This is a genomic window from Flavobacterium sp. HSC-61S13, from assembly GCF_024171535.1.
In the GTDB taxonomy this organism is placed as follows: Bacteria; Bacteroidota; Bacteroidia; order Flavobacteriales; family Flavobacteriaceae; genus Flavobacterium.
Window position 1 is genome coordinate 52808 of sequence record NZ_JALJZV010000020.1, and the last position, 15748, is coordinate 68555.

13 protein-coding genes are annotated in these 15748 nt (G+C 36.5%); 6 read left to right on the forward strand and 7 right to left on the reverse strand.

The features are described from left to right. The first annotated feature begins 18 nt into the window (after nucleotides 1–18). The 3 genes from L1275_RS15155 (at nucleotide 19) to L1275_RS15165 (ending at nucleotide 3462) form a co-directional block, all read left to right on the forward strand. A complete protein-coding gene (locus L1275_RS15155) occupies nucleotides 19–945 on the forward strand; it encodes a hypothetical protein (protein WP_253475299.1) in 927 nt (308 codons plus the stop codon). A gap of 318 nt (nucleotides 946–1263) precedes the next feature. Further along, nucleotides 1264–1881, forward strand: coding sequence for a thymidylate synthase (locus L1275_RS15160; RefSeq protein ID WP_253475302.1), 618 nt, complete (start codon nucleotides 1264–1266; stop codon nucleotides 1879–1881). 258 nt (nucleotides 1882–2139) lie between these two features. Further along, nucleotides 2140–3462, forward strand: coding sequence for a DEAD/DEAH box helicase (locus L1275_RS15165; protein WP_253475305.1), 1323 nt, complete (start codon nucleotides 2140–2142; stop codon nucleotides 3460–3462). An 80-nt stretch (nucleotides 3463–3542) separates the two neighbouring features. On the opposite strand, the gene L1275_RS15170 is transcribed toward L1275_RS15165, so the two are convergent. The 5 genes from L1275_RS15170 to recR all read right to left on the reverse strand — a co-directional run bounded on the left by L1275_RS15170 (nucleotide 3543) and on the right by recR (nucleotide 8759). Further along, nucleotides 3543–4166, reverse strand: coding sequence for a CHAP domain-containing protein (locus L1275_RS15170; RefSeq protein WP_253475308.1), 624 nt, complete (start codon nucleotides 4164–4166; stop codon nucleotides 3543–3545). Nucleotides 4167–4453: 287 nt separating this feature from the next. Beyond that, nucleotides 4454–6631 carry a ferrous iron transport protein B gene (gene feoB, locus L1275_RS15175; protein WP_253475311.1) on the reverse strand — a complete coding sequence of 726 codons (2178 nt, stop codon included), beginning with the start codon at nucleotides 6629–6631 and terminating at the stop codon, nucleotides 4454–4456. Continuing rightward, nucleotides 6628–6873, reverse strand: coding sequence for a FeoA family protein (locus L1275_RS15180; protein WP_253475314.1), 246 nt, complete (start codon nucleotides 6871–6873; stop codon nucleotides 6628–6630). Before L1275_RS15180 ends, feoB begins: the two co-directional genes overlap by 4 nt. 321 nt (nucleotides 6874–7194) lie before the next feature. Next, the gene (locus L1275_RS15185) at nucleotides 7195–7989 is read right to left on the reverse strand and encodes a hypothetical protein (protein WP_253475317.1); all 795 of its coding nucleotides are present in this window, start codon (nucleotides 7987–7989) and stop codon (nucleotides 7195–7197) included. Nucleotides 7990–8138: 149 nt separating this feature from the next. Then, nucleotides 8139–8759 (reverse strand): recombination mediator RecR, encoded by a 621-nt coding sequence (recR, locus tag L1275_RS15190; protein ID WP_253475320.1) that lies wholly within the window; start codon nucleotides 8757–8759, stop codon nucleotides 8139–8141. Between the two features lie 99 nt (nucleotides 8760–8858). Here recR and L1275_RS15195 point away from each other — a divergent pair, with 99 nt between their 5' ends. Continuing rightward, nucleotides 8859–10370: a sodium:solute symporter gene (locus L1275_RS15195; RefSeq protein WP_253475323.1), complete on the forward strand. Its 1512-nt coding sequence runs from the start codon at nucleotides 8859–8861 to the stop codon at nucleotides 10368–10370. Here the strand turns inward: L1275_RS15195 and L1275_RS15200 are convergent. Further along, nucleotides 10351–10710, reverse strand: coding sequence for a CoA-binding protein (locus L1275_RS15200; RefSeq protein WP_253475326.1), 360 nt, complete (start codon nucleotides 10708–10710; stop codon nucleotides 10351–10353). The two genes, L1275_RS15195 and L1275_RS15200, sit on opposite strands and share 20 nt — an antisense overlap. A gap of 236 nt (nucleotides 10711–10946) precedes the next feature. On the opposite strand from L1275_RS15200, the gene L1275_RS15205 reads away from it, so the two are divergent. Together L1275_RS15205 and L1275_RS15210 are read left to right on the forward strand one after the other, a co-directional pair. Continuing rightward, entirely contained in the window at nucleotides 10947–11627 is a 681-nt protein-coding gene (locus L1275_RS15205) for an OmpW family protein (protein ID WP_253475329.1), read from the forward strand. A 202-nt stretch (nucleotides 11628–11829) separates the two neighbouring features. Continuing rightward, complete coding sequence (locus tag L1275_RS15210; protein ID WP_253475332.1) at nucleotides 11830–13767, forward strand: heavy metal translocating P-type ATPase; 1938 nt, start codon at nucleotides 11830–11832, stop codon at nucleotides 13765–13767. Between the two features lie 43 nt (nucleotides 13768–13810). On the opposite strand, the gene L1275_RS15215 is transcribed toward L1275_RS15210, so the two are convergent. Beyond that, the gene (locus tag L1275_RS15215) at nucleotides 13811–14671 is read right to left on the reverse strand and encodes a TraB/GumN family protein (protein WP_253475336.1); all 861 of its coding nucleotides are present in this window, start codon (nucleotides 14669–14671) and stop codon (nucleotides 13811–13813) included. Nucleotides 14672–15748 lie beyond the last annotated feature (1077 nt).

The following is a 15748-nucleotide window of genomic DNA, read 5'->3' on the forward strand; positions in this document are numbered from 1 at the left end:
AGCATAAAACTTCGCCAATTGGCGAAATTTGTAAAAATACAAAGTAATGGTAATCAGTTTCAAGGAGCGAGCCCTGCAACAATTACTTTGCTTGCGCAACATTATGGAATCGTTGCCAGTTCGTACCAATGGTATAGAGGAGCAGCCTTAGGTGGGACAAATCAAAGCTTTATTGTTGCAAACAATCAGGTTGATCAAGTCGAAACTTTTAGAGTTGTCGTCACGGCAACTGATGGGAACGTTTATGAAGAATCTATTTCCATTACGAAGGTTTTATCAGGGACTCAAGGTAGACCAGGAGCTATTCCTATTCAACGGGAATGGAAAACTGGAGAAACGCACAGAAATAATCATGATGTAATCGATTATATCTACCACCGTCTAACTAAGACTTGGTGGAGATTAAAAGACAGTTATGATAACGTTGTGGCACAAATCAATCCAACCAGCCAATATGTTCAGCTCAATTCGCTAGAGCAACTTGCTGTTCAGTTAATTGTTGCTGAAGAGGCTAATTTGGCGGGATTCATCTTTAAAGAAAATCGTTTGGTTTCGCAAAATCCAAGCCCTACAAATCCTAACCTAATTTTAGATGGGAAAGAAGGAAGTATTTACTGTAAGAAAGGCGTATTTACAGGTATTCGGCTTATAGATGTAATTGCTGACAGAATTAGAATCATCACAGAATCTTTTCAAGTTTCAACAGGCGAGAATGTTGTGGCGTATCTTGATACTAGTAGAAATGGACTATCAATTGGTATAGATAGTCCTGATATTCCGGTTGCAGGTGCAATCGACTTTCGGGCATTTCAAGTTAATGGTGTAGCTCGACCTGCTATAAACTTCCAAGAAGTTTTAAAAGAAATAGATATTATTAGAAACGAGGATATAGATTTAGGTACAATGTATATGGATTCAGAGGGTTACTTAAAATTAAAAACCTAGAAATAAGACCAATCTGAATATCGCTAATGGTGGAGTTTCTATAATGGTTAAACTGGTGTATCCTGTTCTTTTATTGCAGGAAACAAACAAATATGGGTGAATAATGGAATCATTGTAGCCCTATAATAAAATCTTTTGGAGTAAGATTAAAAAGTCCTCCAACAAATTAAAAACTTTCTCACGGATTTTAAATTTAGCACCAAAGCCAGCGTTGGAGGACATAAGTCTTCTAATGCTGGCTTTGCTATTTAAATAATCCATGAGAAATACAAAGATACAAACAATAAATATTATAAAGCAATGAATAAATACCATGTAATGTTACAAAAAGTTCTTTCTAAAGGGAAGGTTCAAGAAAATAAAAAAGGGAATATAAAATATTTAGTTAATCAGAAGTTAGAATTAAAAGCAATTGATCTATTAGAGATATTTGAGGGACATGGTATTGCCAGAAATAAGTTAAAAACAGAATTAGACCTATTTCAATCAGGAGAAAGGATGACAGAAAGATATAGAGAGGCTGGAATTGCTTGGTGGGATTACTGTGGTCCAATTCTAGTAAATAGTTACCCTACATACTTTGAGCAGTTGCCTGATTTGATTAAAAAGATAAATAAAGAAAAGAGGAACAGTAAAAATTATGTGCTGTTTTTAGGAAAAAATGACATTGAAAGTAATCAACATCCTTGTTTATCGCTAATACAATTTCAGATAGATAATGGTAAACTTGTGCTTTCAGCTTATCAGAGGAGTTCTGACGCTTCTTTGGGGCTGCCTGCGGATACTTATCACTTGTACTTAATAAGTAGGCAAATATCGCTTCCTTTGAAGTCAATTACGTTGATGTTAGGGAATGTTCATATATATGAAAACAATATCGATAATACCAGACTCTTGTTAGCAGGAGATAGACCTAATTTTAATTTAAACACATAATAACAATAAACCCTGTTTAAAGACTTTTTAAACAGGGTTTATTGTTATTGCATAAGTACGAAAAAATGTACATCTGATTTCAAATTTGCGTACATTTCAAAATGGCGATTATAGTATAACCTATTTCGTTTCCCGGTTTCCAACTAAAACAGTGATTTTACTTGATTAGACTACTGATGATAACCCAGCTGTAATCTAAATAAACTATCTTTGCAAGATTCAATGATGCTTTTAATAAAAAAGCCTACAATTATATTTATGACATTCGAAGAATTATCTCTAAATAAAAGTTTACAACGCGCCTTGATCGATCAAGGATACAGCACACCTACTCCTATACAAGAAAAAGCTATTCCAATTATTTTAAATGGAGAAGACTTGGTTGGTTGTGCACAAACCGGAACAGGAAAGACGGCTGCATTTGCCATTCCGATTCTAAACCACTTACACCATATGGTGGGTTCGACAAAAAAGGCAAAGAAAATTCGCGCTCTGATCGTAACCCCTACTCGTGAGTTAGCCATTCAAATTGGAGAAAACTTCGATGCCTATGGCAAATACACCAATCTGGTTCAGTTGACTATTTTTGGTGGAGTTTCTCAATTAAACCAAGTCGACCAACTTAAAAAAGGAGTTGACATTCTAATTGCTACACCTGGTCGTCTTTTAGACTTAAACAAACAAGGATTTATCGACTTGGATAACCTGCATTTTTTAGTTTTAGATGAGGCAGATCAAATGTTGGACATGGGCTTTATCAACGATGTTAAAAAAATCGTCAAATTAACGCCTGACAACAGACAAACTTTACTTTTTTCTGCTACCATGCCAATGGCTATCAGAGAATTGGCAGACACGCTTTTAAAATCACCAAAATACGTTACGGTTTCACCCGTTTCTTCTACGGCAGAAACGGTTAAACAAAAAATATACTTTGTTAGCAAACTGAACAAACGTAAGCTGTTATATCACTTAATTAGTGAAGAAAAACTATCGGGTGTTTTAGTTTTCAGTAGAACGAAGCACGGTGCGGATAATGTGGTAAAAGCCTTGAAGAAAAATGGTGTAAAAGCAGAAGCAATACACGGTGATAAATCTCAATCGGCTAGACAAAGAGTATTGGAAAGTTTTAAAGCAAAAGAAACTACCGTATTGGTAGCAACAGATATTGCGGCACGTGGAATTGATATTGATCAATTGCCTTATGTGATCAATTTTGACTTACCAAACGTACCGGAAACTTATGTACACCGAATAGGACGTACTGGTCGAGCTGGACATGAAGGAATCGCTATTTCTTTTTGCAGTGCTGATGAAAAACCATATTGGAAAGATATTTTAAAACTGACTAACGTTCACGTAAAAACGGTAGACAACCATCCTTTCCCCTATACGGATGAAGAACTAAAAGAAGAGGCACATACCTCCGCGAATGCTAAGAAAAAACCTGCAAATCGCAGTGGAAGCAGAGCTAGCTCAGCACCTACAGAAGCAAAAGCAGAGAAAAAACCAGCAGCTAAAAGCAGCACCAAATCAAGAAAGTCTGCAAGCTCAAAAGAAAATAAAAAACGTTGGTATTAACCAACGTTTTTTTTATATCATTTTGTAAACACATCCTATTAAATGGATTAAACTTCGGTTGATTATTTTATATGTAATCCTTAAAGTGCATCAGCTATTTCCTCTTTCATTGGTTTTAAACGCAACCAACCATAAATTCTCGAATTATCTATTTGCCACTTTCCATCAAACTGTTTTAAAGCATATTTTTCTCTAGAAGCACCGTTTGGTCCAGGGTTTTGTTGGACTATTTTAATGGAATCTGTACTGACTTCCGCAATGATCGCCACATGCCCAAATCGGTTCCAAATAGTCGGGCTATAAATTAGTAAATCTTCTGCTTGTGGTTTTGAACTACTGGGATTGGTAAATTGAAGTAAATCACGTTTTTTATTTACAATGCCATCTGCCAAAGTGTTGTCAAAAAAATCTTTTGCATTGCCATAACTATCCGGCATTTTATGTTGAAAACGCTCGTAGTAATATCTTTTTACAAATTCTACACATTGATATTCTAATCCAAGATTATAGTCATCAACAGTCAGATTTCGTTTTCCTATATGACCAACTCCTCCATTATAATAAACAACTACCCCATTTAAGCTATCAATGGCCTGTCCTACTGTTTTATCAGCATTATAAAAATAAGTTTTTCTGATTTGAAGCACACCTATAATTAATGCCGCAACAACGACAACGAGCAACAGTATTTTCTTTATTGACATTTTATTACTTTTACACAAATATACAAAAGTTCCGACCTTCCTTTGCCCTAAAACAAGCTTCCGAAAAAACCATGAGAATATTATAAATCACCATTTATCTACTATTGACATAGCAAAGATTCTCAAGATATATCCAAAGAATTTCCTGTATCGATGCTCCAAATTGTTCAATACATTCTACTAGAGCGTCGTCAAAGAAAACGCCTGTCGGTGCACTTGATCAGTTCAAGGAAGCGATATTTTATCGCAATTTATCGTTCAAACGATAAAAAAACTGTGATAAAATATTATAGAAACTTCCAGATTTGGGTAATCGTAAAACATACAATTACTCCATAAACTATAGGAAGTACCGAAGCAACAAAAGTCCATTTGGCGCTTTTTGTTTCTTTGTAAATGGTATAAATAGTCGTACTACACGGATTGTGTAGTAAACTAAAAAGCATCAAATTGATCCCTGTCAGTGTAGTCCAACCGGCATTGTGTAGTATAGTTCCGATTTCCGCATCTGAGACTTCAAACATCACACCTGCACCTGACCCGAGATTGGGATCACCCAATGTCATCGCTGTTAACATCAATATGGTAGGAATTACAATCTCATTTGCTGGAATAGCCAATACATAAGCCAAAAGTATGACTCCATTAAGCCCTATAATCATTGCAATAGGATCTAAAGCCTGTATGGTCCATACCGCTACACTTTCCCCTCCTCCTAAATGAATGTTGCTAATAAGCCAAATAATAGCCCCTGCAGGTGCTGCAAAAATCACCGCTCTCCATAGGACGATCAGCGTTCTATCGATTAAAGAAGTATAAATGGTTTGCCATACTTTCGGAGGTCGGTATGGGGGCAATTCCAAGGTAAAAAATGATGACGTTCCCTTAAGCATGGTTTTCGATAATAACCATGAGGTAAAAAAGGTAAAGCCGATACCTAAAACTACGATACCTACTACTGCTAAAGTGGAAATAGTATGTGATAAATACGGCGGAGCCAAAGCACCTATAAAGATGGTACCTATTAATATTTGTGTTGGCCAACGCCCGTTACACAATGAAAAGTTGTTCGTAATAATCGCTATTAATTTTTCACGCGGACTGTTGATGATTCTCGTTGCGACCACTCCTGCAGCATTACAACCAAATCCCATACTCATCGTCAGCGCCTGTTTACCGTGCGCGCCTGCTTTTTTAAAAATTCGATCCAAGTTAAATGCCACCCTAGGCAGATATCCAAAATCTTCTAATAAAGTAAATAACGGAAAAAATATAGCCATTGGTGGTAACATAACCGCAACAACCCAGGCTGTAGCCAAATAAACACCATCTATTAAAAATCCACTCAACCACCATGGAAAATGTGCGTAGGCAGCACCTTCTTTTAACAAGGGATAGAATTTATCCAACAGCAGGTTTGACAACATACTTGAAGGGTAATTGGATCCAACGATAGTCAACCAAAGTATAAATCCCAACAACAATAACATTATAGGAAATCCCCATATCCGACTCGTTACTATATCGTCAATAGCCCGATCAATTCTAAAAGAGCGCGGATTATCCACTGTGGTTACGGTCGTCTTAACTGTTTTGGCAACCTGCGCAAAAAGCGCTTCTGCCAAATTATCGGCATATTGCATACCGAGTTGTTCGTTATACTTTTTTGCCAAAGCAAATGTTTCCAAAATATTATCGGTATCAATTACTTCTGAGAAAGTACCACTTACCAAAGCTTTTTTAATACTGTCATCATTTTGAATCAATCGCATCGCCAACCAAGAAACACTAGGCAAATTTGCATCCAACTGTAATAATTTATCCGAAACGGCTTCCACTGCTTTTCTTGACGCAAGAGGAATGCCTGATATAGAATTTTTTTTAGGCTCCAATTTTCCAGTTGCCACCTGATCTATAGCCAACAGTAAATCTTGAATTCCCTCTTTATTTCTTGCCGATGTAGGAATCACAGGTACACCGAGGTCGCGTGACAATGCTCGCACATCCACATCTACACCATGGCGAGTTGCCTCATCCATCAGATTCAGACAAACAATTACCTTAGTTGTTATTTGCTGTATTTGCAATACTAAACTCAAATGACGATTAAGTCTGCCTGCATCCACCACAACTACCGTTACATCCGGTCTTCCAAAAAGTATAAAATCGCGTGCGACCTCTTCATCTTCAGAAGTAGATAAAAGCGAATAAGTACCCGGTAAATCAATTAATCTATATTGATGATCGCGATAAGAAAAACTCCCCTCTGCTCGGGTGACAGTTTTTCCAGGCCAGTTTCCAGTATGCTGTTTTAAGCCGGTTAATGCATTAAAAATAGTGCTCTTTCCCGTATTGGGATTTCCAGCTAAGGCTATAGTATAATCGTGCTTCCCCGATGAATCTCCTAATTTAAGAAGATCGGAAGTCGTATTTAAATCGCAACTATCACAAGCGCTTTTTATCATGATGGTCTGTGTTCTAGTTTTTCAATCGAAATCATTTTTGCATCTTCTAATCGCAATGAAATTAAAGTATTGTGAATATTATATGCAATAGGATCCCGTAGAGGACTTATGTTTTGAATTTCAATTTCGACACCTTTAACAAATCCCAAATCTAAAAATCGCTGATGCACTTCTGAAGTACATCCTTTAGAAATTCCAAGTATACAGGCTTTTTCTCCCTTTTTAAGTTCTGATAGATTCATTATGATACAGTGTCGACTATTTAGTCTAACAAAAGTACAAAATTAGATTAATCTAAAAAATAGTTTACTCCTTTAATTTTGGTGCATTTATAAAATAAACTCAAAACAAATTAGCCAGTCAACCCGTAACTAATCGTTATATTTTCAAGACTTCATGCCTTACTATTTCTCTAAACAAAAAGAACTTTGATAAAAAGTGAAGCTACTATTAAGAAAAAAACCGCTGTTGATTAAAAATCGACAGCGGCACTATATATAAAATTTTTAAATCTAATTACTTAGCAATTACTTACAAAACCTAAGCTGTCGATCAAAAAAAACTTAATCGACATTTTTCAACCAAGTATTCACATAATTGACAAAGTCCTTTTGTTGGTTTTGAGGAAAATCCGCAACGAAAGAAACTCGATATCCACGATCCAATTTTTGCGTGTTAAATCCATTCAAATTCATCGGCCTAGCGTGTACAATCCCAACTAATCTTTTAGCTTCAAAGAGCAATACGACTCTAAAACCCGGTGATGGATCTTCAATAGAGTTTTCATAGTTATAATAACTTTCAAAATTTTTATAATCAAAGCCCTCAGGACTCAAATCATATTTTTTAATGAATCCTTCCCAATTGCTAAAATCCTTATTGTTTTCTTGTAACTTTTGCGCTAGATCGTTTTCAATGATTGTTTCCGGTTTGATATTCTTCAAAGCAGTGTATCCCATCAACATGGCATAAGTCTTTTCACCTTGTCCCGTATTGGCCTCATGTGTTTTTAAAACCTTTCCAATAGTATCTCCAGCAGCTACTAAATAACGACCTTCTTCGAGCATCTCTAGATTAAACTCTTCAGGTTTTAGATCGGCATAAACCAAAATTTGAACCACACCGCCTTGTGCTGGAGTAGACTCCACTAAAACGTTGTCATACAATTCAAATAATGGAATCCCATCCGCCTTATCTAAAATCAGGACCGTACCTTGAGTACGCTCTCCTAATATAGGTGATTCCAAATTTGAAACCGCGGTAGGTGAGACCTCAGTCTGTTCGACCTGCTGATCTTTAGGTTCAGTCTTGCAAGCAACTGTCAACAACAACAGTGAATAAATGTAATATTTCTTCATAATATATCTAATAAACGCCGACTTTCCGGAAATTTTCCAAAGGGGTTTTAGCGCGTCCAAATATACTTAAAAAACAGAAATTTTAAAGATTAAGCAGCCCCATTACTAAATAATCTCTTAAAAAGAGAAGCTAATTTGCAATAGTTAACTTATACGCTTTTAAAAGCACTTTCAAATGGTATACGATGCATCAAACTTCGTCCCAGCGTAACTTCATCCGCATACTCCAACTCATCACCAACGGCAATTCCTCTAGCGATCGTCGAAGTCAACACTTGAAAATCTTTAAGCTGTTTGTAAATATAAAAATTCGTGGTATCTCCGTCCATAGTAGAACTCAAGGCAAAAATCACTTCCTTAACCGTTCCTGATTTAACTTTTTCTAAAAGTGTACTAATATTTAATTGACTAGGGCCCACTCCATCAATAGGAGAAATCTTACCTCCTAATACGTGATAAGTACCCTTATACAATTGCGTGTTTTCCAAAGCCATCACATCCCGAATATCTTCGACCACACAAATTATAGATGCGTCCCTTAATGGATTTGCACAGATCTGACAGATCTCTACATCGGATATGGTATGACACTTTTTACAAAATTTAATATCGTTACGCATTTGAAGTAAAGCTTGGGTCAAATGATTGGTTTGATCAGGAGCCTGTTTTAATAAATGCAATACCAAACGCAACGCAGTACGCTTTCCTATTCCCGGAAGTTGTGACACTTCTTCCACTGCTTTTTCTAATAATTTTGAAGGAAATTCCATAATACAAAGATAGTAATTTCTGCTTCTCGATCTATTTGCTTTTAGTATGAACTTTTTAGGCTGAAATTACCTATTTTTGATCTTTATAAAACAAACTCCATGACTCCAATCACCATCATTGCCATTATTGTCATTTATTTCGGTTTATTGATTTTTATTTCTCATTATATCAGTAAAAAGGACAGTAGTAATGATGCCTTTTTTATGGCTAATAAAAATTCTAAATGGTATTTGGTTGCCTTTGGAATGATTGGTACAGCCCTCTCTGGGGTAACTTTTATATCAGTTCCCGGTGAAGTGGGTGCCCCAAGTGGAGAACAGTTTAAATACTTTCAATTTGTACTGGGTAACGCTTTGGGCTTTATTGTTACTGCTGCAGTATTACTTCCGTTGTATTATAGATATAATCTGATCTCCATCTACACTTATATAGAGAAGCGATTGGGACATTACAGTTACAAATCTGCAGCCAGTATTTTTCTAGTAAGCAGAACCATAGGATCCGCATTTAGGTTGTATCTCGTCGTTATCGTATTGCAGCGTTATGTATTTGACTACTTTGGGGTTCCGTTTTTCGCAACCGTACTTATAGCCTTACTACTCATTTATGCCTATACCTATAAAGGTGGATTAAAAACCATAATCGTTACGGATTCCTTACAAACCTTTTTTCTAGTTTCCTCGGTACTTCTAACCATATACTTTATCTGCGATTCACTTGATTTATCGCTATGGCAAGCTTTTGAAACCGTAAAGGAAAGCCAATACTCTAAAATATTTTTCTTTGAAGACTTCATAGGAAGCCGTTTCCACTTTGTCAAGCAAATTATAGGAGGGATGTTTGTGACCATCGCAATGGTCGGTCTGGATCAAGATTTAATGCAAAAAAATCTCAGTTGTAAAAACATCAAAGAAGCACAAAAAAACATGTATTCTTTTACAGCAATCTTTGTAGTAATCAATCTATTTTTTCTAGGGGTTGGGGCATTATTGTATATCTATGCACAACAGAATGGTGTCGAGATTCCAGTGGACAGCTTAACTGGAAAACCGAGAACCGATTTGCTATTTCCAGAGATCGCTTTTCATCATTTAAGCATTATTCCATCCATAGTGTTTCTACTCGGATTGACAGCAGCTACTTTTGCCACAACAGACTCCGCACTTACGGCATTAACTACTTCTTTCTGTATCGATTTCTTGAAAATGGATAAACCCGAACAAGCAAAAAACACCAAAAATGTATACTATCGTAAATTAGTACACTTAGGATTCTCTACATTAATGTTTTTGGTGATATTGCTATTCAACGCAATTAATGATGCTTCTGTAGTAAGTATGATATTTAAGATAGCCTCTTATACTTATGGTCCTTTATTAGGTTTATTTGCGTTTAGTATATTGCTTAAAAATAAAACCGTTCGCGATAAATGGGTACCGCTAATCTGTATCGTTTCGCCTCTGGCTACGTATCTCATCAGTACGAACTCAAGTTATTTATTAGGCAATTATGTTTTTGATAGCGAACTGATCGTTGTAAATGGGCTAATCACTTTTCTGTTACTGCTTCTAATCAGTAAAAACAAAAAAATTAATAACGACCTCGACTAAGCATAATCAAAGTACAAGCCTCGTCGTATTCAATGTTATATTTTGAAAGTAATGAATACAAATGAGGGTTTTCTGTACCCGGATTAAATATAACCCGCTTGGGATTGAGCTCGAGTATATAGTCATAGAATTTCTCCTGAGTCTGCCTATTAATATACATATTTATAGTATCGATACCCGAAAAATGCGGTTGGTCACAGTAAACGTGTACTCCACAAATTTTCCCCTTTTCCGAGCCGATTGCTTCGACTGGGTTATTACGTTCTAATAGCATAGACACAGCCTTAAATGAATAGCGTTGTGGATCTGTTGACGCCCCTATAACCAATGACTTTTTCATAATAGCCCTATTTGTTTCTAATCAAATTTACAAAATATTTTGGATTTTTTAAACATTTATTTATAATATAGCCTGGAAAACAGCGTTACTAATAAATTCATTGTTTTATAATCAAATTTTTATCAAAACTATGGCAATATTAAAGTAGACAAAACTCTTTATTCTCCTATGATAACTATCATTTTTAGGCTGTTTTTTAGCTGGTACTTTTACAGTATAAAATAAAAACAGTAGACATGAAAAAAATAATTATTACTTTATTAAGTTTAACGCTCTTCACAGGGAGTGTAATGGCCCAAGAGCAAAAAGATCCTAATGATTATAAAAAATGGCAAGTACGTCTTCGTGGTGTTGCAGTAGTACCTCAAGAAAAAGCGACCATCGGAATTATTGGTGGTGACGTTGATATCCATAATTATTTTATACCAGAATTGGATTTTACTTATTTCTTTACCAAAAATATAGCTGCAGAGCTTATTTTAGGGACCACCAAACACAATGTCAATACTACATCATCTGACCTCTCGGCCATAGGTTTACCTACCGATGTCGATGTTGACTTAGGTAGTGTATGGTTATTACCTCCTACCCTATTAGCCCAGTATCACATACATGCTTATGACGGAATCAAACCCTATGTAGGAGCTGGTGTAAATTACACAATTTTCTACAGTGAAAAAGCAGGTGATGTTGTACAGAATGTCAAATACAAAAATCAATTTGGATATGCGTTTCAACTTGGAGTGGATATCGATCTAAACGATAAATTTTTCATCAACTTAGATGTTAAAAAGATATTTGTCAAAACAGACGTTACTGTTGATGCTTCAAATCTAGCCGGAGGACCTTTAGATATTCCGGCAGATGTTAAAATAGATCCGTTACTAATTGGTTTCGGAGTTGGAATGCGTTTCTAGTTTTTTAAATAGATGTATTTTTTTTTAGCCACTCTTTAAAAAGGGTGGCTTTTTTTTGCGTTGCAACAACATTGCAAAGATTCTCTAATTCTATCTCAATATTATTATATTGCAAATACATTAACTAATTTTGTTTAAATAATAATCAAATGTTTCTTATTTTATATTAGCAAACTTTAAGTTCATTTTAAACTAAAAAAAGATGTCAGCACATACTCACGACCATTCACACGATGATCACAATCACGATGAATTAGACTTTAAAAATACGGATGAGCAAACCGATTCCGTATGGAAAACCTACCTACCGGCAATTATCAGCTTCCTATTCCTTATTTCAGGAATTGTCATGGAGCAATTAGACGTAGCTATTTTCCAAAATCCTCTAAGAATTATATGGTATACGGTTGCTTATCTCTATGTAGGCTTACCGGTGAACATACAAGCCTTTAAACAAATCAAAGAAGGTAATGTGTTTTCTGAATTTTTCCTGATGAGCATTGCCACCTTTGGTGCGTTTGCCATCGGTGAGTATTCCGAAGGTGTCGCAGTGATGCTTTTCTATTCAGTTGGTGAATTATTTCAACATGCCTCCGTGGAAAAAGCCAAACGCAGCATTAAAGCATTACTTGATGTGCGTCCTGATGTGGTGACTGTTCTACGCAATCAGACTGCAACAGTAGTAGATGCAAAGGCTGTGGCTATCGGTGAAATCATACAGATCAAACCTGGAGAAAAAGTTGGGCTGGATGGTATATTACTATCAGAGGTGGCTTCCTTTAATACTGCTGCTCTTACTGGTGAAAGCAAACCTGACACCAAGAGAGCACAAGAAACAGTTCTTGCAGGTATGATCAACCTCAATACCGTTTGCGAAATCGAAGTAACATCCAAGTTTGAAGATAGTAAATTATCGAAGATCTTAGTACTGATCCAGGAAGCTACTGCGCGCAAATCAAAAACTCAGCAGTTTATCTCTAAATTTGCAAAAGTTTATACGCCTATAGTTGTGGCATTGGCCATACTCATCGCTTTCGCACCAGCCTTATGGGTCGATACCTATGTCTTCTCAGATTGGTTATACCGCGCGCTAGTATTTTTAGTAATCTCCTGTCCTTGTGCATTAGTTATTTCTGTACCATTAGGATATTTTGGAGGTATCGGCCTCGCTTCTAAAAACGGTATCTTATTTAAGGGTAGTAATTACCTAGATGTCATGACTCAAATCGATATGGTTGTGATGGATAAAACCGGAACGCTAACAGAAGGTGTTTTTGCCGTTCAAAAAATACATTCAGTCACTATTAGCCAACAGGAATTACTTCAGTATGCTGTGGCTTTGGAACGACATTCAACGCACCCTATAGCCACAGCCATTGTAGGCTATGATAAAGCGCTACCAATTCTGGAAGCGACTGACATTGAAGAAATTGCAGGATACGGCCTTAAAGGTGTTGTAAACGCTAAAAACATTTTAGCAGGAAACACCAAATTACTCGATAAATACAACATTTCGTATCCTCAAGAAATAAACGCTATTGTAGAATCGATTGTCGTTCTTGCTCTAGAAGGCGCTTATATCGGCTATATTACGATTGCAGATAAAATAAAAGAAGACGCACAAGCGACCATACAAAAGTTACACAGTATGGGTATTAAAACCGTTATGTTAAGCGGAGATAAAGATAGCATTGTACAAGAAGTCGCGTTACAGCTAGGTATTGACCAGGCGTTTGGAAACCTATTACCCGAAGACAAGGTAAAACATGTTGAGGCATTAAAAAGCAAAGGACATAAAATTGCCTTTACAGGCGATGGTATCAATGACGCTCCTGTTTTAGCCCTCGCAGATGCGGGTATTGCAATGGGAGGACTTGGTAGTGATGCCGCGATAGAGACCGCGGATATAGTTATACAAAACGATCAACCCAGCAAGATTCCGACGGCAATTAAAATAGGTAAAAAAACACGTCAGATTGTATACCAAAATATAACGCTTGCTTTTGCAGTTAAATTTATTGTTTTAGCCTTAGGAGCAACAGGAAATGCAACATTGTGGGAAGCGGTTTTCGCTGATGTAGGCGTTGCCTTATTAGCTATACTCAATGCAGTCAGAATTCAAAACAGCAAATTCGATTAATCGAAAAGCCCTATAAATATTGATTATAGGGCTTTTTTTTATACTATAAGACCGGTACAACAGAATAACCTTGGTCTCTCAGTAATTGCAAAACCCCTTCCTTTCCCGGCAAATGAGCTGCCCCAACAGCAATAAAAGTTGATTGCGAACTGATAAGTTTAGGAATCTTTAAACTCCACTGATAATTCCGATCTGTTAAGAATCTTTTCATAAATACTGCGTCGCTAAACTCCTGATTTTTTGCACTTTCAAGTAACCCATCAATATCCTCAGCGAGATACAGCTGTACCAATTTCTTAAATCCCTCTTTATTAACCTCCAACGATTCTAATTGACTTAATACTTCCTCTGCGGAATATAAACTCTCTACTAATTCAAACTGCTCAGAAATACTTTCCAAACCGACCATTTTCTTTTTTTCGCGCAACCCCATTTCCATCAAAACCAAATCATAATATTCTAAATTCGGACATTCTGCAGCCCTTGTCAACATTAAGCTAATAATATTGACACTAGGCCAATGGTCTACTGTCTGCAAAGTTGTTTGATAATCCCGTCTTAAAATCTGATCCAATTTACTAATCGAGATCGCATCTAACCGCGAACTGATCGGTACCTCGTTATACAACAATTCGTCCATCATCATTAACTCACTCGGATTGGATAAATCCAATTCGAAGCACATTTGTTTAGATCCTTCAAAAGCTTTTAAAACCTTTTCTTTTAATGCAAAATCCTCCGCACACATCATATGCATGGTGCCAAAAACATAAGACTCCTCTGTCAGATTATTTCCTGAAATTTTCCATAATAGGGATGATTCAACTTGCTGTGCAGATGCTGTGAAACCAGTCCACAAAATTGATAAAAGTAGCACACAAGCACGATATTTTGTCTTTGTCATTGTCGATATATTAATGATAGGTAAATATCTGTAAAAATTTCGATGTTCAGGAGTCCATGTTCGAAAATCGTGATTCTTTAATCATGTCACCCCTACGGGGTTCTGCGAAACGATACATCATCTAGAATTATATCACCCCTATGGGGTTATACGATAACAATAAATCAAGGTCTACAATTATGTCACCCCTGCGCGGTTTTACGAAAACGATACATCATCTAGAATTATATCACCCCTATGGGGTTATACGATAACAATAAATCAATTTATACAATCATTTCACCCCTATGGGGTTGTACGAAACAACACATCAATTTATACAATTATGTCACCCCTATGGGGTTATACGAAACAACACATCATCTACAATTATGTCACCCTTGCGGGGTTATATGAAAACGATACATCATCTAGAATTATATCACCCCTATGGGGTTGCATGAAAACGATACATTATCTACAATTATGACACCCCTGCGGGGTTATATGAAAACGATACATCATCTAGAATTATATCACCCCTATGGGGTTGCATGAAAACGATACATTATCTACAATTATGACACCCCTGCGGGGTTCTAAGAAAACGATACATCATTTTCAAATATCGCATTAACAAAACCATTTTGGTTTATCACAAACCCTGTAACATATAATCGCTATAAAAAGACAAACACGTTAAAAACTCGTGAGTCGATGTTCGAAAATCGGGATTCGACTATCGAAAATCGAAAATCGAAAATCGAATCACGAAAACCCCGTAGGGGTGAAATGATTCTGAGGCCTATACGCAAATACGCCCATTCGCTTATAAGCCAAAAGTCCCTGATCAATAAAGATTAGGGACTTTTGATTCGTGAGTTGTTCGTGAGTCGTTGTTCGAAAATCATGATTCGACTATCGACTATCGAATCACGAAAACCCCGTAGGGGTGACATGATTCTAAAGCGGATACGCCAATACGCACATTAGCTTATAGGCAAAAAGTCCCTGATCAATAAAGATTAGGGACTTTTTGTTTGTGAGTCGTTGTTCGAAAATCGTGATTCGACTTACGAAAATCGATTATCGAATCAC